Source organism: Pseudoalteromonas sp. GABNS16E (assembly GCF_028598715.1).
Taxonomy (GTDB): domain Bacteria; phylum Pseudomonadota; class Gammaproteobacteria; order Enterobacterales; family Alteromonadaceae; genus Pseudoalteromonas; species Pseudoalteromonas atlantica.
Map to the genome: position 1 here is coordinate 154,767 of NZ_JAQREZ010000001.1, position 22,846 is coordinate 177,612.

Genomic DNA, 22,846 nt, shown 5'->3' on the forward strand with positions numbered 1-22,846 from the left:
AAAGATGGCATAATTATCTTGTATATACAAGGTGTATTGTTAGACTGTATTTTAAGCACGTTAGGGAGCTAAGTATGCAAAATAAAACAACGGGTTACACCTTAGAAGATCTCGACTTATTATTAACTGATGCCAACATAGCAACCATGGATAGCACAATTGATGCACCTTATGGGGCTATAGAAAATGCGGCACTGGCGATTAAAAACGGCGAAATTGTATGGTTAGGTGAGCAATCAAACTTACCCAGTTTTGATGCCTTTGCTACCCCTACATTAAGTATTAAAGGGCAATGGTTAACACCTGGGCTTATTGATTGCCATACACATTTAATATTTGCAGGCTCCCGAGCTGAGGAATTTGAGCAGCGCTTACAAGGTGTAAGCTATGAACAAATAGCTGCACAAGGTGGCGGTATAGCCAGTACCGTTAAGGCCACTCGCGAGGCAGATCATGAGCAGTTATTTGTTGATGCAAAAGATCGCTTAAACACTTTACTTGCCGAGGGCGTAACGACTGCTGAGATAAAGTCGGGATACGGGCTTGATGTTGAAAACGAAATAAAAATTTTAGAAGTGGCGCGTTTGCTTAATGAGCATCATCCTATTGATATTAAAACCACGTTTTTAGGTGCACATGCGCTACCCCCTGAATACAAAGGCCGTGCAGATGAATACATTGATTTAGTATGTACGCAGATGCTTGAGCAGGTAGTGGCTAATAACCTTGCCGATGCTGTGGATGTATTTTGTGAAAATGTAGGCTTTAGTCTTGCACAAACAAAACAAGTGTTTGATGCAGCTACAAAACATAACTTGCCGGTAAAATGCCATGCTGAGCAGCTTTCTAATCAGCAGGGCGCACAGCTGGTGGCTGAGTATAAAGGCCTTTCAGCTGATCATATTGAGTACCTTGATGAAAACGGCGTAAAAGCCATGGCAGAGGCTGGCACTGTGGCTGTTTTATTACCTGGGGCTTTTTATTTTTTACGAGAAACACAGCTTCCTCCCATCGATTTGCTGCAAAAATACAATGTGCCTATTGCTATTGCCAGTGACTTTAACCCAGGAACCTCGCCTTTATGTTCTGTGCAATTAATGATGAACATGGCATGTACTTTATTTAGGCTCACCCCTGAGCAGGCTCTTGCGGGAGTAACCCGCAATGCAGCGCAGGCATTAGGTTTGAAAGACAGAGGCGTGCTAAAGGTTGGTGCAAGGGCTGATATTGCGCACTGGCAAATAAGTCACCCTGCACAATTAAGTTACCAATTTGGCGTAAATAAACTGTTAAATCTATGGATTTTGGGTAGAATTAATTAGTTTGTATTATTTTTGTCCATATTTAACATGCTTTTATTAAATTTTATTGCTAATGGAGTGGCGTAAGCTTGAGTATTTTGACTGACAGTAACTTTCCAATATTTTTTAGCGGCGCGCTGTTAATGGCGATGGTCGCTACGTTATTTGCGGTTAAAAATACCAGTATTAAATTTAGTTACTTATGTACAGGCGCTGTCGGTTTAGCCATTTTAAGCAGCGGTGCTGCTTGGTTAGCAATATTGCTCGCTTTTGGTTTTTGCTTTCATTTATGGCAAGCGTTTGAGCGTAATAGTTGGAGCATGATTATCACAAGCGCCGTTTCAGGGTTGCTATTTGTGGTGTTGTTTTCAGCGCATTTACTCATGGACGTGCCTCTATTTTGGGTGGTGGTGGCTATTATTCTGCTAGCGGTTGTAGGGCTAATGAGCGAGGAAGAAGAGCCCAAAGTTGAAGATTCGCATAACATTAATGAGCCTGAGCCGTACCAAGATGACTCTCCTCTTGCTGCATTTGCAGATAAACAGCAGTTACGCCAGGGTTATTACAGCTGGTGTAAAGAAAAACAGCTAGAAGCAGCACTGGTGATTATTCGTCTAGAAGGGTTTGAGCAAGTTAATCAGCACATAGGCAGAGATTTTGGGGATTTGCTTTTGGCACAATCGGCCAACAGAATAAAAGACTTACTAAATAACGACAATGTGATTGATTTAGGAGGCCAAGAAAAATTGGCGCATTTAGGGGGTCTTAACTTTGCCTTTATTTGCAGCTTAGCTGTGCACAAACATAGCCATGAGCACATCATTGAGCAAATTATTGGCGCAACACTTAAACCGTTTAACGTTGCTAATTGTACCGTAGAGGTAAAAGCAAGGGCGAGTTACGTTAATTGCGATGAGCAAGACGCTAACTTTGATAACTTAGTATCGTGTGCATACTTAGCCCTTGATAGTCAGCCTAAAAAAGCGGTGGTTGTGTACCATCAACAAATGATGGTTGAGCAACTTGAGCAGCAAGCCCGTTTAAAAGAGCTGGCTAATATTGATTTTGTAAGCGAGCTTGAACTTTATTTTCAGCCTATTATTCGCAATGACGACGGCCAAATTGAGTTTTTAGAGCTTCTGTTGCGTTGGCAGCACCCTCAACAAGGTATTTTATCAGCCCACCGGTTTATTGATGATATTCATATTGCGGGTTTAGCTTACCCACTGGCTAAGTTTGTTATAGAGCGGGCCGCAGAGCTTGCCATGGCACTTCGCATAGAGGGGATTGCTATACCGCTGAGCATTAACTTATTTGGCCCCGAAATGCTTAACGAAGAGTTTGTTGAGTTTGTAGATAGTGTGGTGAGTGAGCACAACTTACAACACGGAGATTTAATTGTTGAATGCCCGCTGCATATATTCACAGATTTAGATAATAAGGGCCGTGCGATGATTGCCCGATTAAATAATATAGGCTTAAAAATATGCGTTGATGGGTTAGGCGATAACCCCATTGTTCTTTCTAAGCTGCCAAATCTAGCTGTTGAATACATTAAGGTAGCGCCATCGCTTACTGCAGATTTTAGCAATCAAAATAATATACGCAGCCTAGTAGGCGGTATGGTTGAAATGCATAACCAACAAAATACCAAGGTTATTTTTGAGGGCGTTGAAACCTTAGACCAATTAAAGTTTGTAAAAAGTTTAAAAGCGCACGCAGCACAAGGTTATTATTTTGGCCACCCGTTAAGCAGCATTGGCTTAATGAGTTGGCTAAAGCAGTGGCAGGCTCACCAAACTCAATAAGTTATGCCCAGCTGCAATAATTATTTTGTAAGGGGAACTCAGCAATTCGCTGCGATAGAATTACTCACCATTTTTAGCTAAGCCAGTAACGTAATTCAGCTGCCTTATAAATGCAGCGGTTAATTAAGCTAATTAAAATTAACGCGTTTTTGCATGTAAGTAGGCATTAACTAATGCACTAATAATTTGCCCACAGCTTTGCATACCTGCTGTTAACCCAGCTGGGTGATTTAGCGGTGCAGCTTCACACAAATGTAGGTAGCGGGCAGTGCTGTGTTTTGCTGTTAAATACACATAATGCTCAGCATCACTGACGCTAAAGCCGCAGCATGTATACGCGCTGGCCGGTAAAAATGAAATACTGTCTAAGTCGAGTTCAATACCAAGTGGCGCATTATTAAACGCTGCTAAGGCGTGCTGTACGGCATCGGTTAGTGATATTTCTCGGCGTACATTAATAGCTTGATAGCTGTGAAAACTACATTGATTTTGCTCGATTAAGTCAAAAATGGCTTGGTTATTTTTTTGCTCATGCAGGCCAATAATATGATATTGCTGCAATGCATTTTTCTTCAAAGCATAGCTAAAGCCATTGCCGCTGTGGCGACCTTCGCAAGGCCGTAAATCTGCATGGGGATCAAAATTTATAGCGTTAACTGAAGCCCCACTATGTTTGCTTAAAGCACTGAGTATGCCAAAGCTATTATTGTGCCCACCGCCGATAATAATAGGCTCAAGGCCCGCATTAAATATAAGCGTTAATACCGCCTCTACTCGCTCATCTATTGTTGCGCATAGTTTACGTAGTTGAGCCAGCTCTTCAGTATGCTGGTTATTTAAGCCTTGGGCTTGCACCATTACATCATTAACGTCAATTTCGCCTAACAGCAATACCTGCTGGGTCGCGTTAAACTGGTTAACTGGTTGGTTCAAAAAGTATTGTAAAAAAGCGGGCCAAGCTTGATGTGAGCCGCCATTGCCTAAATTAGCGCGAGGGCCTATATCTTCACATATACCAATTAATACGTAGCGAATACCAAATTGCGCTGCATCGTTAAGGGCTTGTTGTACATTTACATGGGTGTCTAATAGAGCAACAGACTGCCAGGTTTTTGTTTCGTTAACGCGTGTGGAGCAGTAGGGTTTAACGGCGTTTTCATCATACACTTTTAAGGTAGGGTGCACTGTGTTGAATCCGTATTGAGCAGCAAAAATTATTCGTGGTGGCGTAAGCAGTGCTCTGTTGAGCACTGCTTGTTACTTTATTCTTCGATAACTTCTAGTTCAAGTTCTTCTGCTGATAATACAATGCCAGTACTATCTGCATAGATAAAATCGTCATCAAAAAACGACACACCAGCAAAGTTAACGCCAATACCATCTTCACCAGCGCCTTCGCTGTCGGCGGCCACAGGAATTGATGCAATCGCTTGAATACCTAAATCAATTTCTTCTAACTCATCTACATGACGCACAGCACCAAATACAATAATGCCGTTCCAGTTGTTATCAAGCGCAAGCTCTGCAAGTTCAACGTCGATAAGGGCGCGTCGTGTTGAGCCACCACCATCGATAAGTAGTACTTGATCAGTACCGTCTTGTGAGAGTATTTCACGGATCAGTTCATTATTTTCAAAACATTTAACCGTTTTAATTCGGCCGCCAAACGTGTGTCGACCACCAAAGTTGATGAACATCGGTTCAAGCACGTCAACCACATCGGCAAAAAAGTCACATAAGTCAGAAGTGCTGTAATCCATTATTTTATCCTCAAAGGGTACATAAGTTACCCTCAGTATACCCTCCTTATATGCAATAACAACGACTTAATAGCAGTAAATTTATTCAAAAAATGCCGAAATTAGAAATGGCAACAATAGTGTCTTAAAAGCGTCACTCAATTGTTATTTTCTGCCACTAAGCTTTAACTATGGTTAGATATTGTGCAGCTAAGGGTAAATAATGAACGACAATAACGTGCTTAAAAAAATGGCTCAAATGGATGAACAACTCTTTTTAACTCTGTTTAATTATAATTCACCCAAATGGCTGAAGACGGCTGCGCTTGGTTTATCTAAAAGTGGTAATGGTGGTTTATATTTACTTATGTGTGGCGCCATTTGGTGGTTAAGTACCAATGAGCAGCATCAGTTATTGCCAATATCGGTGTTACTGGGGTTTGCAATTGAAAGACCTATTTATTTTTTAGCAAAACGTAGCTTTGGCCGAATCCGCCCCTGCGATTGCTTAGTCAGTAATGCGTATATTGTGCCTAGTGACAAATTTAGTTTGCCTTCGGGACACAGTGCAGCAGCATTTTTAGTTGCGGTAATATTGAGTCACTTTTTTGCAGAGTATGCGTGGCTTTGGTTTAGTTGGGCATCGGGGGTGGCGGTTTCTCGCGTAGTATTAGGCGTACATTTTCCGGCAGATATAATAATAGGCGCCGTTATTGGCAGTTCATGCGGTTTATTTGCGCTAGCTTTGGTGGTGCCTGTATGAAGATATTATACGGCATACAAGGCACAGGTAATGGCCACATTACGCGCGCCCGTGTTATGGCAAGTTGTTTTAAAGAGTTAGGTATAGATGTAGATTACGTTTTTTCAGGACGCCCTGAAAAAGACTACTTTGATATGCAGGACTTTGCTGATTACAAAACGTTTCGGGGGTTATCGTTTAGCACTAAAAACGGCCAAGTAAAAAGCTATCAAACATTAAAAAATGCCCGAGTGTGTAAGTTAGTTAACGATATAAAATCATTTAATGTAAAAAAATACGATTTCGTCTTAAATGACTTTGAGCCTATTTCAGCTTGGGCAGCAAAGCGTGCAGGCGTGCCTGTAGTTGGTATTAGTCACCAGGCAGCCTTTTTATCTAATAGCGTGCCTATGTTTGGTCGCGGTTTATTTAGAAAATCTCTCATTAAGCACTACGCGCCAGCAAGCACCTATTTAGGCGTACATTGGCAGCCCTTTGCAGATAATATTATACCGCCCTTTATTGCAAACCATGACCATGGCAATCCTGTCGCCGTTATGAATAAAGTGCTGGTGTATTTACCCTTTGAGAACCTCGACAACATTATTGATTATTTAAAGGACTTCCCAGAAAAAGAGTTTTACTGTTACCACCCGCATGCGCAGGATAAATCCCTTGGGCATATTCATTTGCGCACTCCTTCACGAGCGGGGTTTTTAAACGACTTAGCAAATACCAGTGGCGTAATTGGTAATGCAGGCTTTGAGCTGGCAAGTGAGGCCTTAAAGCTTGGGAAAAAATTATTACTTAAACCTCTCGATGGTCAGTTTGAACAAGATGCAAATGCACAAACATTGCGGGCGATGAAAATGGCTCATGTAATGAATTATTTAAACCCGCAAGCGCTGGATGATTGGAATAGTGCCCCGCAAAACAAACAAATTAATTTTCCCAGTGATCCTGCCCCTTTGGTTAAATGGCTACTTAATAAACAGTGGCATGACACTCACTCATTGCATAAAGATTTATGGGGTAATGTTAATCTAAAAGCATGAGTTATATGTATAAAAAGTTAATAAAAAACTTAATGTAAAGCGCCAGAACGTACTACACTATTAGTGCATATTAAATATAGGTGTTTTCAATGAATTTTTTACAAAACTTAACCATTAAAAGGCGTTTGCAACTTAATGCAGTGGTAGTCGGTCTGGCAATGGTCATTTTGTTGTGTGTGGTAATTTATGAGTCACGCGTAACACTCAATCTGAATAAAACAATTCAGCTTGCAGAAGAGCTCAACGTACATGCACTAGAGCTTAGAAAGCATGAAAAAAATTTTCTTTTTTACAAGCAGCAGGAAGCACTTACATCATTTGATAAGGATTTTAAACAGCTAAGCACTAAAATCAAAAAGCTGCAGGAGGTAATGCAACAGCAGGGCATTACCACAGCGCAAATTGAGCATTTTCATACGCTTATTACTAACTACAATAACAGTTTTTCAGAGGTTGTTAGGTTACAGCAACAGATAGGTTTAAACCCTAAAGATGGGTTATATGGCAAGCTCAGAACTGCAGTGCACGAAGTTGAGGTGCTATTAAAAGAGCAAGATAACTTTGAGCTTTTATCGGCAATGCTACAGCTGCGACGCGCTGAGAAAGATTTTATGCTGCGCTTTGATGCAAAATACTTAACTCGCTTTAACGAACTTATTAGTACGTTTAAACAAAAAATTACCCAAGCTGATTTGCAAAGTAGTTATAAGTCGCAAATAAGCCCTTTAATAGATACGTATCAAAGTGCTTTTCAAAATCTTGTAAAGGCACAAACGCAGTTAGGGCTCGATTTAGACTCTGGTGCACTAGGCGTTATGCGTATTAACGTAGAAAAAAGCGATCAGGTTGTTGGTCAAATTGTTGAGTCAACCAAGCTGGAAGTTGAGAAAAGCGTTGACCAAGCGCAGTTTATTGCCATCGTTGTATTTGTTATTTCGGGGATTATAGTGTTGGCGCTGGTGTACTTTACTAGCCACTCAATTATTGTGCCTATTGAGCGGGTATATCACACCATAAACGACATACGCCGTAATAACGATTTAAGCGTAATGATAGAGCAAACAGGTAATGATGAAGTTACCATTATGACCTCGGACTTTAATAGTTTAATAGGCGATTTTAAAAACCTCATAAACGAAGTGAATACCGCGCTTAATACGTTAAATGTGGCAACAGAGCACTTATCTGAAAGTACCTCTGCAACAAGTTCAGGCATGCAAGAGCAGTTACACGAAGCGGATATGGTTGCCACTGCGGCTACGCAAATGCAGGCAACGATTCAAGATATTTCTCATAATACCGAAGCTGCCGCTAAAAAAGCAGAGTCAACCAATTTAAGCGCGCAGCAAGGGCGAAATGAAGTAGACTCTACGGTTAAGCACATACGCGATTTATCTTCGTCGTTAGGTAACGCATCAAGTGTGGTATCGCAACTTGAAAAAGACGGTGAAACCATAGGCTCAGTGCTCGATGTAATCAGAGGCATTGCAGAGCAAACCAATTTACTGGCATTGAATGCCGCGATAGAAGCCGCTCGTGCTGGTGAGCAAGGGCGAGGCTTTGCTGTTGTAGCGGATGAAGTACGCTCGCTTGCGCAACGTACACAAGAGTCTACCAGTGAAATTGAAGGCATTATTAATACGCTTCAGCAGCGCACGCAAGAGGTAGTAAGTATTATGCATCAATGTCGCTCGCAAGGTGATGAAAGTGCTTCACAAGCTATTAAAGCGGGTGATTTACTCGGTGCTATTACCGAAGATGTGCAAACCATAATGGAAATGAGTACTCAAATTGCCGTTGCTATTGATGAGCAAAGTCAGGTGGCATCAGAGGTGAACAAAAATGTAGTACGCATCAGAGACATTGCCCAAGATGCCTCTGAGCATGCAGTTAATAATGCGCAAACCAGTGAAGAAGTCTCTGAACAAGCGCGCGTATTATTTGCGGCTATTGATAAATTTAAAGTGTAATACAGTGTAGCGTTTAAAAAGCCAATAAGGTTTAGGGAACAAACTTTATTGGTACGCTATCTTTGTTTTTTTCGTGCTCGGCAAGACGCGCTTGATATTTATCCCACAAGGTTTCGTGCTGCGCTTGTAGTGTTTCAAAGTAGCTCCAGCTAAATAGCCCGCTGTTATGGCCATCATCAAAGTCTAATCTAAGTGCGTAATGCCCCACCGGTACAATCTTTTTTATACCAACATGTTGTTTATTAAGTACCAACTTCATTGGTTCTGCACCATGCCCTTGCACTTCGGCCGAGGGAGAGTGAACGCGTAAAAACTCGCAGCTAAATACAGCCATACTGTCATCATCAAAGTAAACATCTAGGTTTTTACTCACGCTATGATAATGCACTTTTGTTACGTGTTTCATTTTATATGTCCCATTAAAAAGCCCCCAATATGGAGGCTTTTAGTATAGTATTTTTGCCTACCTTATAAAATAAAGCGGCTTAAATCTTCATCTTCAACTAATGCGCCTAAATGTTTTTCTACATAAGCGGCATCAATAGTAAGGGTAGAGCCTGCTTGTTCAGATGCATCGTATGAAATTTCTTCCATTAGCTTTTCCATTACCGTATGTAAGCGACGAGCACCAATGTTTTCGGTTTTCTCGTTAACCTGCCAAGCGGCTTTAGCAATGCGCTCTATTGCATCATCGCTAAACTCAACATTTACTTGCTCAGTTTTAAGCAATTCACGTTGCTGCTCAGTAAGTGAAGCATGTGGCTCGGTAAGAATTCGTTTAAAGTCATTAGCACTTAGTGCTTCAAGCTCTACACGAATAGGTAAACGACCTTGTAGCTCAGGGATCATGTCTGATGGTTTAGCCATTTGGAACGCACCTGATGCAATAAATAGCATGTGGTCGGTTTTCACCATACCGTGCTTAGTATTAACGGTTGAGCCTTCAATTAATGGAAGTAGGTCGCGTTGTACACCTTCACGGCTAACATCTGGGCCTGACGAATCGCCACGCTTACAAATTTTGTCTATTTCATCAATAAACACAATGCCGTTTTGCTCTACTGCAAAAATAGCCTGCTCTTTTAGCTCTTCAGGGTTAACTAATTTAGCGGCTTCTTCTTCGGTTAATAACTTAAAGGCTTCTTTAATTTTTAACTTACGCTTAGTACGTTTGTCGCCACCCATGTTTTGGAACATGCTTTGCAGCTGGTTGGTCATATCTTCCATACCAGGAGGCGCCATAATCTCTACATTTGGCTGTGCTTGCGCTAGATCTATTTCTATTTCTTTATCATCAAGCTGACCTTCGCGTAATTTTTTACGGAATGTTTGACGAGTAGATGAGTTGTCATCGCGCTGTGTTTCACCGTATTGATCTTTAGCCGGTGGTAAAAGTGCATCTAAAATACGCTCTTCTGCTGCTTCTTCTGCGCGGTGTTTAAACTTTTTAGTTTGTTGCTCTCGGGTCATTTTAATTGATACATCAACTAAATCGCGAATGATAGTCTCTACTTCTTTACCAACATAACCCACTTCAGTAAATTTAGTCGCCTCTACTTTAATAAAAGGCGCATTAGCGAGTTTAGCTAAACGGCGGGCAATTTCAGTTTTACCGACACCTGTTGGGCCAATCATTAAAATGTTTTTAGGGGTTACTTCGCTGCGTAAGTCATCGTTTAGTTGCATACGGCGCCAGCGATTACGCAGGGCAATAGCCACGGCTTTTTTAGCATTAGCTTGACCAATAATATGCTGATCTAACTCGTGTACAATTTCTCTTGGGGTCATAGCAGACATAATGGGTCCTATTATAATTCTTCGATTGTTTGGAAGTTGTTGGTAAATACACAGATGTTGCCAGCAATGGTCAGGCTTTTTTCTACGATATCGCGAGCGCTTAAATCGGTGTTTTCTAATAGGGCAGTGGCTGCTGATTGAGCAAAGTTACCACCGCTACCAATGGCAATTAAATCGTTTTCTGGCTGCACTACATCACCATTACCGGTGATAATTAGTGAAGCAGTTTCATCTGCAACCGCAAGGAGTGCCTCAAGCTTGCGTAAAGCTCTGTCACTACGCCAGTCTTTGGCCATTTCTACAGCGGCTTTAGTGAGGTTACCTTGGTGCATTTCTAGTTTGCTTTCAAAGCGTTCGAAAAGGGTAAAGGCATCAGCAGTACCGCCGGCAAAACCAGCAATTACTTTGCCATTATAAAGGCGTCGAACTTTACGGGCGTTGCCCTTCATTACGGTATTACCAAGTGAAACTTGGCCGTCGCCACCAATTACTACTTTATTGTCGCGGCGTACACTTACGATAGTGGTCATGTTATTCCTCATCATCAAGCTGCGGGGGCAGCTTGTAAAAAACGATTATGATGAGGTTATATGGGTGAATGGACTAATTTCAAGTCCAGCCCCAAATTCCGCAGCTAACAACATGCACTCGCTTGAGTTTGTTTTTGTCGCTTTCGGCTTGGCGCTTTGTTTTATAAGGGCCTAAACGCACTTTATACCAAACACCATTAGTACCTGTGGTCTTTTTAATTTCAGAAATTAAGCCCGCAAAGGCAATTTTAGCTTTGAGGGTTTCGGCTTGTGCGTGTGTTCTAAACGACCCACACTGCATAACATAGGGGCCTTTTTGCTCAATTTCTCTTACTTCAACTTGGATCTCGTGCTCTTTAATTTCTTCAATGAACTTAGGGGCGCGAGGTTTAGCTATTTCTACTTTTTCAGCTGTTTTAGGGTGCGCCTGCTGCTCAACAAGCTCAGGGTCGGCGTTATTTTTAATAAACCATAAGCCGTAAGCAAAGCAGCCTACAAGCAAAACAGTAATAACAACTAAAAGTATAGGAAATGGTTTTTTAGCAGGGGCTTGCTTGGTGTTTTTTCTACCCGCTGGTTTTTTATTAATATAATCGTGCTGTGCCATTTGGCTTTAACCTAAATCATGTCTATAGGGTCAACATCAAGGCTCCAGCGCACTTTTTGTGCAAGTTTGCTGGTGCTTAAATAGTCGACCATTTGCGCAAGATACTGATGCAATACTTTGCGGTCTTGCGCTTGAATATGCAATTGAAACCGGTACATACCCGCCACTCTTTCTAGTGGGGCAGGAATTGGACCGAGCAATTGTATACCAGATACACCGTTAACAGGAACCAAATCCGTCAAAAAATCGACAACGAGCTTAATACTGTGCCCTTGTGCTCTAACTATAGCCATATTAGTAATGGGTGGAAGGTCGGCATCATCACGCTCACTTAAAGCAAAGCGGGCAAAATCTTGGTAGCCATTATTTACTAAGTCTTGCAATAAAGGGTGTTCAGGAAAGTGGGTTTGCAGTAATACTTGGCCTGGCTCACCAGAGCGACCTGCGCGCCCAGCAACTTGAGTTACCAGCTGGGCTAAATGCTCTGTGGCTCTAAAATCGCACGAGTACAAACCGCTATCTACATCTAATATAAGCACTAAGCTAACATCGGCAAAATGATGACCTTTAGCCAACATTTGTGTGCCCACTAAAATACGCGCCCCGCCTTGGTTTATCACCTCTAAGGCTTTTTCTAAGCTCCCTTTACGGCGGGTTGAATCGCGGTCGATGCGGGTTACGGGTGTATCGGGGAATTCACTCGATAAAAACTCTTCAATTTGTTCGGTGCCTTTACCGTTAGGAAAAATTTGTGTGCTACCGCAATCAGGACACTGGTGAGGTACTGGGTGTTGCTCCCCACAGTGGTGGCAAATCATTTGGCCAATGGCTTTATGAAAGGTTGCGCTGGTGCTGCAGCGATTACACTCACTCAACCACCCGCATTCGTGACAAATTAGCGTAGGAGAAAAGCCACGACGATTTAAAAACACCATAACTTGCTTACCACGGTTTAAATGTTGGCGCATAGTGGCAAGACTTGCGTGTGCAATACCGGCTTGGTCGGGCTGGCCTTTCATATCGAGCAACATAAACTGATTATCGGTCGCAGTTTGTGCGCGCTCTGTAAGGCTTAAAAGTTGGTATTTGTTGTTTATAGCTTTGTGCAGTGTTTCGAGCGCAGGGGTGGCACTGCCTAAAATAAGCGGTATTTTGTGCTGAAATGCCCGATAAGCGGCTAAATCGCGTGCGTGGTAGCGTAAGGTATCTTGCTGTTTAAACGATGAGTCATGCTCTTCATCAACCACTATCATTCCTAACTTTAAAAAAGGTAGAAAAATACTCGAACGGGTACCTATTACAATAGCGCAGCTGCCTTTTTCGCAAAAACGCCATGTTTGCAAGCGTTCGTTATCGGTTAGGGCAGAGTGCCATAGCATAATTGGCGTATCGGGAAAGCGACGACGAAATCGGTTAACAGTTTGTGGCGTTAAGCCTATTTCAGGCACCAAAACTAAGGCTTGCTCGCCACGTTTAAGGACTTCTTCTAGGCATTGTAAATACACTTCGGTTTTACCACTGCCTGTTACACCTTCTAATAAAAAGCTCTTAAAGCCAACACTTTGATTTATTGTAGTGCACGCTACGGCTTGCTCTTTATTAAGTACTGGCTTGGTGCCGACTGTGGGCGCAACGCTTTGCCATTGATTATCATGCTCAATGCTTTGGGTTATAAGCTCTTTATCTATTAAGGCATCTATTGTTTTTTTACTAAAGCCGAGCGCTTTTAGCTCGGTTACCGACGACTTACCCGATTGCGCGAGTTGCTTTAGTAAATTTAACTGAGTTTTCGCTTTTAACGATGGAACCTTTGCGCCTTTTTCGGTAAGGCTAACCATGTTAATGCTGGTTTTATCTGGGTTTTCACCTTGGCGAAGCGCACCTGGCAGTGCAATGTGTATGGTTTCGCCGAGCGGATAGCAATAATAGCGTGCAGTAAAGCTAAGCAGTTCTAAATGCTGTGATGATAAAATAGGGGTTTGGTCAATAACCTCAGTAACCGCTTTAATTTTGTTCTCTGGCACGTCGGTATGCGTTTTAAGTGCAAGAACAACCGCTACTTTCTTTTGATTGCCAAAGGGTACTAAAACACGCATCCCTGGCATAATAGGCGCCGAGGGCGAGATGAGCTGTTCATCTATTTTATAATCAAAGGTGCGTGGCAACGGAACTTTAATAGCAACTTCAACAAAACGCATAACAACTCATGTGATAAAGGGTAATAGCTTAATGTACTAAAAATAAGGCTAAAAACCTACATACAAATGGATGCGGTAGCGCTGGTTGGTTACTTTTTTGGCAAAAAGCGTAATTAAAGCTTGTGCGGGGCAAGCTAGTTGGATAAAATCCGCGGCCTATAAATTTGTTTTAACGACGTATGGTGCCAGACTTCGGGTTTGGAGAGCGATGCGGCCTTAACTAGAGGTTCCTATGAAAGAAGGTATTCACCCTAAGTACGAAGCAATTTCTGCAACATGTTCATGCGGAAACAAATTCGAAACTCGTTCTACTCTTTGTAAAGACATTCACCTAGACGTATGTTCTGCGTGTCACCCGTTTTACACTGGTAAGCAAAAGATTTTAGACACTGGCGGCCGTGTTGATCGCTTCAACAAGCGCTTCGGTGCACTTAGCAGCAAGAAGTAATTATTGCTGTTTAGTAAAAAAAGCACCTTCGGGTGCTTTTTTTGTGCCTAAAATTCATCATTTTTACTAAAAAATCACCGATTGTTGCCGTACTATGTGTGCATAACTATTTCCTGTTCTTATTCTGAATATGCATAAACCTTTGCAGACAAACTCACAATTCTTCTCTATATTTTTATACGTTAATTTTTAACCAAGCTGCTAAAAGTGCTTATCGTGGCGATATTTGTTTTTAACGGTGATAAACGCGCCATATTGGTGCATTTTACTATTTTAATATTCTGCTATTTTACAAAAATATTGGCAGGGCAAAATGAACCTCAAAAAGCACTTTTTGAATGAATTTTTATTTGTTTAATATTGATAACTTTTAGCGAAGTTGCTGATAAATCACTTAAAATTAACGGATATAGCATATAACAGGATAGACCTGATATTGCTTGGAATTTAAAAATAATAAGAGTATCTTAGCCCCATACTCCCTCTCACTTAACTTAAATTGCAGGATACCATCGCGTTATGTCAGATTTTCGTGAACAAGCATTACACTACCACTCTCACCCCGTTCCAGGCAAAATCAGCATTGAGCTAACAAAACCAGCCGAAACGGTGCAAGACTTAGCATTAGCATACAGCCCTGGTGTTGCAGAGCCTGTGCGCGAAATTGCAGCAGACCCAGCCAATGCATATAAATATACCGGTAAAGGTAATATGGTTGCGGTGATCAGTAATGGTACGGCAATTTTAGGTTTGGGTAATTTGGGGCCTTTAGCCTCTAAACCTGTTATGGAAGGTAAGGCGCTTTTATTTAAACGTTTTGCTGGCTTAGATTCTATTGATATTGAAGTTAAGCATCGCACCACCGAAGACTTTATAAATACAGTGGCTAATATTGCAGACACGTTTGGTGGTATTAACTTAGAAGATATTAAAGCGCCAGAGTGTTTTGAAATTGAAAAAGCACTTATTGAGCGTTGCAGTATTCCGGTTTTTCATGATGACCAACACGGTACCGCTATTGTAACTGCGGCAGGTATGCTTAACGCCTTAGAAGTGCAGGGCAAATCAATAGAAGATGCCATTATTGTATGTTTAGGTGCAGGCGCTGCAGCGGTTGCTTGTATGGAGCTGTTAATTAAGTGTGGTGCACTGCGCGAACATATTTATATGCTAGACCGCAAAGGGGTTATTCATACTCGCCGCGATGACTTAAACGAATACAAACAGCTTTTTGCTAACAATACAGATAAGCGTACTCTACAAGATGTAATTGCTGATGCTGATGTGTTTGTAGGTGTATCGGGTCCTAACTTACTTGCACCTGAAGATCTAAAACTAATGGCTGATAAGCCAGTGGTGTTTGCATGTTCAAACCCAGATCCTGAAATTGCACCTGAGCTTGCGCACAGTGCACGTAAAGACTTAATTATGGCAACGGGGCGTTCTGATTTCCCTAACCAAGTTAATAATGTTTTATGTTTCCCGTTTATTTTCCGTGGTGCACTTGATGTACGTGCAAGCGCAATTAACGATGAAATGAAAATAGCGGCTGTTGAAGCTATTCGTAGTATTGCTAAAGAGCCAGTGCCTGAGCAAGTATTAAAAGCAGCGGGTGTAGAAAAGCTCGAATTTGGTGCAGACTACATTATTCCTAAACCTATGGACCCGCGTTTATTACCACGTATAGCCAAGGCGGTTGCTATTGCTGCTGTTGAGTCGGGCGTGGCACAAATTGACTTACCGGAAAATTATATGGCGTAATATATAGCGCTGAAACAAAAAAACCTCAGCATGCTGAGGTTTTTTTGTTTAAAAAGACGTTTTATTCTTCGTCTAAAATAGGCACTTCTAAACCCATTTCTTGCATTATTTTTTTAACTTCTTCAGGTACTTTTTCTGCGTTATCTTTACGTAGGTCATCATCATTAGGTAATGGCTGGCCTGTAAAGGCATGCAAAAACGCTTCGCATAGTAACTCGCTGTTTGTTGCATGACGCAGGTTGTTTATTTGACGACGTGTACGCTCATCAGTTAATACTTTTAATACATTTAGCGGGATCGAAACGGTGATCTTTTTAACTTGCTCTGATTTTTTCCCGTGTTCTGCGTATGGGTGAATATACTCACCATTCCATTTAGCCATAAGATGTATCGTTGCCTCAGATTATTAATTTCTCACACGGCGTTAAAAGCGTGTAAATATGCGTGAAATTCTATCGTTTTAAAAAAGATAGTCAAATAATAGATAGCAATCTATCTTAATAAGCTGTCTGTAATAGTAAATACAGCCTCATTGAAGTTTTACGCGTCTGTTATTTTTAGCCATCTAGAGCTTTAAATGCTTTGACTTATTATAATGGATAACTTACTCTTTTAGACGTCTAAACATCCAAATTAATCAGGTGACGAATATGAGCGAAAAAAACAAAGCAACCATTGCTGTACGAAATGGGGTTGATGCCGATAAACATCATGGCGCCGTTGTACCGCCAATTTATTTATCGACGACTTATTCGTTTGCCGATTTTGATACTAAGCGCGCATACGACTATGGACGCAGTGGTAATCCTAATCGCGATATTTTAGCTGACACTCTAGCAGAGCTTGAAGGTGGCGCACGCGGAATTATTACTGCTACGGGCATGGCAGCAGTGCACTTAGCCACACAGTTATTAAATAACGATGATACATTGGTTATTCCTCACGATTGTTATGGCGGCAGCTACCGTTTATTTACGTCGTTAGAAAAGCGCGGCTTGCTTAAACTTAAAGTGCTTGATTTAACTAAACCAGAAAGCCTAGAACAAATTTTAACCATTAAACCTAAATTAATTTGGATAGAAACACCAAGTAACCCTGTGCTGCGCCTAACGGATATTAAAGCCGTGACGGATATAGCAAAACAGTGCGGTGCATTAGTGGCCGCCGATAACACCTTTTTATCACCGGCATTACAAAACCCAATTAAGTTTGGCGTAGATATTGTTGTGCACTCAACCACTAAATATATAAACGGCCATTCTGATGTTGTAGGCGGTGCAGTTGTTGCTGCTACACAAGAGCTTGGTGATGAGCTTGCTTGGTGGGCCAATAACATTGGTATTACCGGCGCACCATTTGATAGCTATTTAACGTTACGTGGTTTACGTACTTTAAATGTGCGTTTAAAACAGCACCAAGAAAATGCCCTGGCAATTGCTAAATACCTAGAAAGCTCTGAGTATGTTAGCCAAGTTTACTACCCAGGCCTTGAATCGCATCCTCAACATGCGCTTGCTAAAGCCCAACAGCTTGGGTTTGGTGGTATGGTTAGTTTTGATATTAAAGGCGATGTGAATGATGCTGCGGCGTTTTTAACAAGCCTTAAAGAATTTAGCTTAGCAGAATCGTTAGGTGGGGTTGAGAGTTTAATTTGTCATCCTGCGACCATGACTCACGCAGGTATGGAAGCTCAAGCACGTTTAGAGGCGGGTGTGGGCGATACGCTAATTCGTATTTCGGTCGGTATTGAAGATGTAGAAGACCTACTGGCTGATTTTGAACGTGTATTTAACTTAGTTAAACCTGGTCAAAATAAAAATGTAGGGCGTGTTGGTAAAGCTGCAGGCAATGCCAATGGTGATGTAAAGCAGCAGGCTGCTCATCCAGCTTTGTGGTGATTGAGTATGGTAAACAGTGTACATAAATTTGGCGGCTCGAGCTTAAGCTCGGGCGAGCGCTATCAAAGTGTGGCAAAAATAATTATTGGCCACACACAGCCTGGCGATTGCGTGGTTGTATCTGCTGCGGGTAAAACCACCGATACATTGGTATCGCTGTGGCAAAGTTATCAACAACAAGATAAGCAAGCCGTTGCTGATATTTTGCTGCAATTGAGTAATCACCAAACGGCATTAATTGAAGAGTTATTAAAAGCCGATGCTAAACACACGGCTTTAGCTGTGTTAGCGCAAGAGCTAAGTGATGTAGCGGAGCAAGCCAGCAAGCAGCAGTTGCAAGAGGCGGCCTTACTGGCGCATGGTGAGCTGTGGTCTGCGCGATTATTGGCAGCCTATTTAACGCAATTAAACATTCAAGCGTGTGCTCATGATGCTAGAGCGCTGTTTAGTGTAACAAGCGGGGAGCTTTTGCATGCGCAAAACAAACAGCAATGCAGCCAAGTTATTGATGCAAATAAAATTAACGTAGTAACAGGGTTTATCGCAGCAAGTGCTGATGGTAAAACAGTTACGCTTGGGCGCAATGGCAGTGATTACAGCGCCACCTTATTAGCCAATTATTGCGACGCACAAAATGTATGTATTTGGACTGATACGCCAGGGGTATTTAGTGCCGACCCACGTAAAGTTGAAAAGGCGATTAAGTACAACAAGGTGTGCCGTGAACAAGCTAACTTATTAGCTCGATTGGGTAACCCTGTGTTACATGCTAAAACGCTTTCGCCTTTAAAAAACAGTAATATTAAACTGGCTGTACGTAGTAGTTTTGATGTACAAACTGCCCCTACCGATATTGTAAAACAAGGCAAAGCTAAGCAAAAACGTTTTATTACTACATTACAAAACGTTGATTTACTGCTCGTTGAAGGCCTTAACGCGGGTGAAGTGGCGCATGTTAGCCAGCTTATTCAGCACAGCCTTCATCATTTTATACACAACGGCGATACATACTTAGTTGTGCCCGCGGGTGCAACGCATCAAGTAGTGAGTTATTTTGCTGGGCGAGCAAATATAAGCGAGTCTAATTTAAATGGCTGCGCGGTGGTTGCGCCTACACAAGATGTTTATACGCTAAGTACATTAGCGGCTGAGGTTTTAAATCAGCAAAGTATTCACCCTCGTTTTATTCATCAAGATACAGGCTATACATTGCTGTTAACAGATCAGTTAATAGAAAGCGATGTACTTAGTTTATTGCACGAAAAATTAATTAATAAAGGTCAAGAAGTTGCTCTGGTTGTGGCTGGCTTAGGTAATGTAGGCGATGAATTTTTAAGCCAGCTAGATGCTCAATTTAAGCGTTTGTCGGGCGATTATAGTATTAAGCTAGTTGGGTTAATTCGCTCGCAACATATGCTATTTAATGCCTCGGGTATTACACTCGGACAGTGGAAAAAACAATGGCAGCATAATGCCGTTGCTTATGAGCAGGCGGATTTATTAAGTGCATTAAACGAACTTGATTACGAGCACAAAGTTGTTGTTGATATAACGGCAAGCGAGCAATTTAGCCAATTATACACTGACTTTGTAGAGCGAGACTGTCATTTAATAAGTGCTAACAAGTACGCGGGCACTGCTGCATCTAGTTGGTATAACGCGCTGCGCCAAAGTATTAGCGAGCGTAACTTGCATTGGCGCTACAACACCAGTGTAGGGGCAGGGTTGCCAATTAACTTTGCGTTGGCCGATTTACAAAATAGTGGCGATAAAATTACCCGTATTGAAGGTGTTTTCTCGGGCACACTCTCGTGGCTATGCAGTAAGTACGATGGCAGTGTGGCATTTTCTGACCTTGTTCTTGAAGCGCAAAAAATGGGCTTTACAGAGCCTGATCCTCGCGAGGATTTATCGGGCCGCGATATGCAACGTAAATTGCTGATACTTGCGCGCGAGCTTGGCATTGAATTAGATTTAAATGATATAAGCTTACAAGCATTAATGCCTGATGAGCTAGCCCAAGGTTCATGGGATGACTTTTTAGTGAATAAAGATAAGCTAAATGCCTTTATTAAACACCATGCCGATGCGGCAAATGCTCAAGATGCTGTACTTAGGTATACCGGTTTATTGGCATTAGAGCAGGGTAAAGTATCGGCGAAGGTAGGTATAACTTACGCGCCTAAAGGGGACGCCTTAGCTAACTTAACACCTGGCGATAATATCTTTGTTATTAATAGCCAGTGGTACAACGAAAACGCCTTAGTAATACAAGGCCCTGGGGCAGGCAAAGAAGTGACCGCCGCGGGAGTGCATTCTGATTTATATTGGTTAGTTAAAAACCTAAAATAGCGCAGGCAAATATTAATAGTAAAACGGCAGCTTGTGTAAGCTGCCGTTTTGTTTTTAGAATAACTCTTCTTCTGTTTTTGTATCTTCTTCAAAAATATCAGTTGGCTGAGACAGCACATATTTTGTAGGTGCAGTGCCTTTTTCAAAATATTCAAAGCGACTGGTGTAGTCGTTTTTATGACTTAACAAACCTGTTTTTAAATCGATACGAATTGAAACTAGCCCTTCAGGAGGCTCTATTGGCGCCTCTGGTGTGCCCTCAAGCGCCACTTTCATAAAATCAACCCAAGCAGGTTGTGCCGTTTTGGCGCCCGATTCAGCACCAGAGATTTGGCTGCTATCTAGGTTGTTATTATAGGTGGAGCGCCCTAACGAGTTACCTGGGTTGTCAAAACCAACCCATACAGATGTTACTACATTGCGGTTAAAGCCGCTAAACCAAGTATCAACAGAGTCATTGGTTGTGCCTGTTTTACCCGATAGATCGCGTCTATCTAATGCTTGCGCACGCCAACCTGTCCCGCTCCAGCCTGTTTTATGGGTCCAGCTTCCGCCACCCCATACTGCGCTGTGCATTGCTTCAGCAATTAAAAAAGCATTTTGCTTTGAAATAACACGTGGTGCACAACGTGGTTGCGTGGCTGTATCATCTGTTATGTCGGTATCTAGGTTATTGTTGGCAAAGCTATCCACTGCTTGAGAGACGGGTAATAGCTCGTCTTCATCGCAAGCAAGAGCCGGGTTTGCTTTAAATAGTACATTGCCATAAGCATCTTGAATTTCAGATATAAAGTAAGGTTCAATTAAGTGACCGCCATTAGCAAATGCGCTCATGCCGCGAGCAAGCTCTAATGGCGTGATTGATGCACTGCCTAATGCTAACGATTCACTGCGGTTAATATCAGCATCTTTAAAACCAAACTTAAGCAAGTGATCGGCGGTGCGTTGTAACCCTACACCACGAAGTAAGCGCACAGAAATAACGTTTTTAGATTGTGCAAGTGCACGGCGAATACGTATAGGGCCATTATAAACTGCTGGGCTGTTTTTTGGTCGCCACGCTACACCTAAACTTTTATCCCACTGGTTTATTGGCGCGTCGTTTAAAATAGAGGCTAATGTATAGCCATTTTCGAGCGCAGCAGAATATATAAAGGGTTTAATATTAGAGCCAACTTGGCGCTTAGCTTGTACCGCTCGGTTGTATTGGCTTTGCTCAAAACTGTAACCGCCTACTATAGCTTTAATACGACCATCTTGTGGGTCGAGTGAAACAAGTGCACTGGCAGCTTCTGGTATTTGGCTTAGTAGGTAACTGCTGTCGTTATTTTTACGCAGCCATATTTGCATGCCAGGGGTAAGAATGTCAGTAGCGGCTTTAGGGGCAAAACTTTGGCGGTAGCGAGTAATGTATTTGCGCGCCCATTTTAAATTATCCCAATCAAGTGTGGTGCGCTGGCCATTTTTTAAAATAACGTCAGCGGTTTTCTCTGTCACATTTAACACCACGCCAGCATGCAAATCAGCTATTTCTTTAACAGGTTTTAGCTTTTCTATAATTTGCTGCTCACTTAAGGCAGGCTGTGTTTCTGGATCCCATAACACGTCTACAGGCCCACGAAAGCCATGACGCATATCATAGTTATGTAAATTATTAACTAAAGCTGTTTGCGCAGCCTTTTGAACTTTAGACTCCACAGAGGTAAATATCTTAAATCCAGAGTTATATGCTTTTTCTACACCGTAGCGCTCAACCATCTCAGCACGAACCATCTCAGAGATATAAGGGGCGTAAAGGTCTATTTCAGCACCGTGAAAATAAGCAGTGATAGGCTGGTTAGCCGCATCGTTGTATTGTTTTTGCGTAATATAGTTTTCAGTAAGCAAGCGACCAAGCACTACATTACGGCGTGCTTTAGCTCTAATTGGGTTACGAATTGGGTTAAGCGCCGAAGGGGCTTTAGGTAAGCCGGCAATCATTGCCATTTGTGCAAGAGTGAGGTCTTTTAGCTCTTTGCCATAGTAAACTTGAGCAGCAGCACCAATACCAAATGCACGATTACCTAGTTCTATTTTATTAAGATACAGCTCAAGAATTTCGTCTTTTGTTAATACACTTTCAATATGTAGAGCTATAAAAATCTCTTTAACTTTACGAATATACGCTTTTTCTCGTGTTAAAAAGAAGTTACGAGCAAGCTGCATAGTAATGGTACTCGCGCCTTGTTTTTTCTCACCTGTTGAAATTAACACAATAGCAGAGCGGACAATACCAATAGGGTCTATACCAATATGGTCATAAAAACGGTTGTCTTCTGTTGCTAAAAAAGCATCAATTAAAGGTTGGGGGATTTCGTCTATAGTGACGGGAATGCGGCGTTTTTCACCAAATTGATTAATTAAGAGTCCATCTTTTGTAAAGACTTGCATAGGGGTTTGTAATTGCACGTCTTTTAAAACTTGCACACTGGGGATATCAGGTTTAACGTAATAATAAAGGCTGATTAAAGTGATCAGACCAAATAACGTGCAAATGATAAAAAATTGTAATGTTCGTTTTAATAAAATCACTTATATTTCCCTAAATGGACTCCCAATTGCGAGTTTAGACTGCTAGTATATATTGATTAAAAAATGAAT

At 41.8% G+C, this 22,846-nt stretch carries 18 protein-coding genes; 9 read left to right on the plus strand and 9 right to left on the minus strand.

The window, feature by feature from the left end; genetic code table 11:
- Nucleotides 1–74 precede the first annotated feature (74 nt).
- Nucleotides 75–1,322, plus strand: a complete 1,248-nt coding sequence (gene hutI / locus PSI06_RS00675) for an imidazolonepropionase (RefSeq protein ID WP_273603434.1) — start codon at nucleotides 75–77, stop codon at nucleotides 1,320–1,322.
- A gap of 122 nt (nucleotides 1,323–1,444) precedes the next feature.
- Nucleotides 1,445–3,109, plus strand: coding sequence for a GGDEF domain-containing phosphodiesterase (locus tag PSI06_RS00680; protein WP_273603468.1), 1,665 nt, complete (start codon nucleotides 1,445–1,447; stop codon nucleotides 3,107–3,109).
- A gap of 138 nt (nucleotides 3,110–3,247) precedes the next feature.
- Here the strand turns inward: PSI06_RS00680 and PSI06_RS00685 are convergent, their stop codons facing one another.
- Together PSI06_RS00685 and rraA are read right to left on the minus strand one after the other, a co-directional pair.
- Nucleotides 3,248–4,294 carry a formimidoylglutamase gene (locus PSI06_RS00685; protein WP_273603469.1) on the minus strand — a complete coding sequence of 349 codons (1,047 nt, stop codon included), beginning with the start codon at nucleotides 4,292–4,294 and terminating at the stop codon, nucleotides 3,248–3,250.
- Between the two features lie 77 nt (nucleotides 4,295–4,371).
- Entirely contained in the window at nucleotides 4,372–4,869 is a 498-nt protein-coding gene (rraA, locus tag PSI06_RS00690) for a ribonuclease E activity regulator RraA (protein WP_273603435.1), read from the minus strand.
- 202 nt (nucleotides 4,870–5,071) lie between these two features.
- Here rraA and PSI06_RS00695 point away from each other — a divergent pair, with 202 nt between their 5' ends.
- The 3 genes from PSI06_RS00695 to PSI06_RS00705 all read left to right on the plus strand — a co-directional run bounded on the left by PSI06_RS00695 (nucleotide 5,072) and on the right by PSI06_RS00705 (nucleotide 8,615).
- Nucleotides 5,072–5,611 carry a phosphatase PAP2 family protein gene (locus PSI06_RS00695; protein WP_024031314.1) on the plus strand — a complete coding sequence of 180 codons (540 nt, stop codon included), beginning with the start codon at nucleotides 5,072–5,074 and terminating at the stop codon, nucleotides 5,609–5,611.
- Nucleotides 5,608–6,645 carry an MJ1255/VC2487 family glycosyltransferase gene (locus PSI06_RS00700; protein WP_126005648.1) on the plus strand — a complete coding sequence of 346 codons (1,038 nt, stop codon included), beginning with the start codon at nucleotides 5,608–5,610 and terminating at the stop codon, nucleotides 6,643–6,645. Before PSI06_RS00695 ends, PSI06_RS00700 begins: the two co-directional genes overlap by 4 nt.
- Before the next feature lie 89 nt (nucleotides 6,646–6,734).
- Nucleotides 6,735–8,615 carry a methyl-accepting chemotaxis protein gene (locus PSI06_RS00705; RefSeq protein WP_138577699.1) on the plus strand — a complete coding sequence of 627 codons (1,881 nt, stop codon included), beginning with the start codon at nucleotides 6,735–6,737 and terminating at the stop codon, nucleotides 8,613–8,615.
- A 31-nt stretch (nucleotides 8,616–8,646) separates the two neighbouring features.
- On the opposite strand, the gene PSI06_RS00710 is transcribed toward PSI06_RS00705, so the two are convergent.
- The 5 genes from PSI06_RS00710 to priA all read right to left on the minus strand — a co-directional run bounded on the left by PSI06_RS00710 (nucleotide 8,647) and on the right by priA (nucleotide 13,747).
- On the minus strand, nucleotides 8,647–9,021 hold the full coding sequence (locus PSI06_RS00710) for a gamma-butyrobetaine hydroxylase-like domain-containing protein (RefSeq protein WP_273603436.1): 375 nt from the start codon (nucleotides 9,019–9,021) through the stop codon (nucleotides 8,647–8,649).
- Nucleotides 9,022–9,083: 62 nt separating this feature from the next.
- Nucleotides 9,084–10,412, minus strand: a complete 1,329-nt coding sequence (gene hslU, locus PSI06_RS00715) for an HslU--HslV peptidase ATPase subunit (protein WP_121636881.1) — start codon at nucleotides 10,410–10,412, stop codon at nucleotides 9,084–9,086.
- A gap of 11 nt (nucleotides 10,413–10,423) precedes the next feature.
- Nucleotides 10,424–10,942 carry an ATP-dependent protease subunit HslV gene (gene hslV / locus PSI06_RS00720; protein WP_004589336.1) on the minus strand — a complete coding sequence of 173 codons (519 nt, stop codon included), beginning with the start codon at nucleotides 10,940–10,942 and terminating at the stop codon, nucleotides 10,424–10,426.
- A gap of 79 nt (nucleotides 10,943–11,021) precedes the next feature.
- Nucleotides 11,022–11,549, minus strand: a complete 528-nt coding sequence (locus tag PSI06_RS00725) for an SPOR domain-containing protein (protein ID WP_273603437.1) — start codon at nucleotides 11,547–11,549, stop codon at nucleotides 11,022–11,024.
- 11 nt (nucleotides 11,550–11,560) lie between these two features.
- Nucleotides 11,561–13,747 (minus strand): primosomal protein N', encoded by a 2,187-nt coding sequence (priA, locus tag PSI06_RS00730; RefSeq protein WP_273603438.1) that lies wholly within the window; start codon nucleotides 13,745–13,747, stop codon nucleotides 11,561–11,563.
- Between the two features lie 232 nt (nucleotides 13,748–13,979).
- Between priA and rpmE the strand changes: the two genes are divergently transcribed.
- Entirely contained in the window at nucleotides 13,980–14,195 is a 216-nt protein-coding gene (gene rpmE, locus PSI06_RS00735) for a 50S ribosomal protein L31 (RefSeq protein WP_004589339.1), read from the plus strand.
- Nucleotides 14,196–14,714: 519 nt separating this feature from the next.
- Complete coding sequence (locus PSI06_RS00740) at nucleotides 14,715–15,956, plus strand: malic enzyme-like NAD(P)-binding protein (protein ID WP_029771819.1); 1,242 nt, start codon at nucleotides 14,715–14,717, stop codon at nucleotides 15,954–15,956.
- A gap of 61 nt (nucleotides 15,957–16,017) precedes the next feature.
- Here the strand turns inward: PSI06_RS00740 and metJ are convergent, their stop codons facing one another.
- A complete protein-coding gene (gene metJ, locus PSI06_RS00745; protein ID WP_004589341.1) occupies nucleotides 16,018–16,338 on the minus strand; it encodes a met regulon transcriptional regulator MetJ in 321 nt (106 codons plus the stop codon).
- A gap of 268 nt (nucleotides 16,339–16,606) precedes the next feature.
- On the opposite strand from metJ, the gene metB reads away from it, so the two are divergent.
- Together metB and metL are read left to right on the plus strand one after the other, a co-directional pair.
- The gene (metB, locus tag PSI06_RS00750; RefSeq protein WP_024032534.1) at nucleotides 16,607–17,854 is read left to right on the plus strand and encodes a cystathionine gamma-synthase; all 1,248 of its coding nucleotides are present in this window, start codon (nucleotides 16,607–16,609) and stop codon (nucleotides 17,852–17,854) included.
- 6 nt (nucleotides 17,855–17,860) lie between these two features.
- Nucleotides 17,861–20,206, plus strand: a complete 2,346-nt coding sequence (gene metL, locus PSI06_RS00755; RefSeq protein ID WP_273603439.1) for a bifunctional aspartate kinase/homoserine dehydrogenase II — start codon at nucleotides 17,861–17,863, stop codon at nucleotides 20,204–20,206.
- 54 nt (nucleotides 20,207–20,260) lie between these two features.
- Here metL and PSI06_RS00760 read toward each other — a convergent pair whose 3' ends face one another.
- Nucleotides 20,261–22,777, minus strand: a complete 2,517-nt coding sequence (locus tag PSI06_RS00760) for a penicillin-binding protein 1A (protein ID WP_273603440.1) — start codon at nucleotides 22,775–22,777, stop codon at nucleotides 20,261–20,263.
- Between the last annotated feature and the right edge of the window lie 69 nt (nucleotides 22,778–22,846).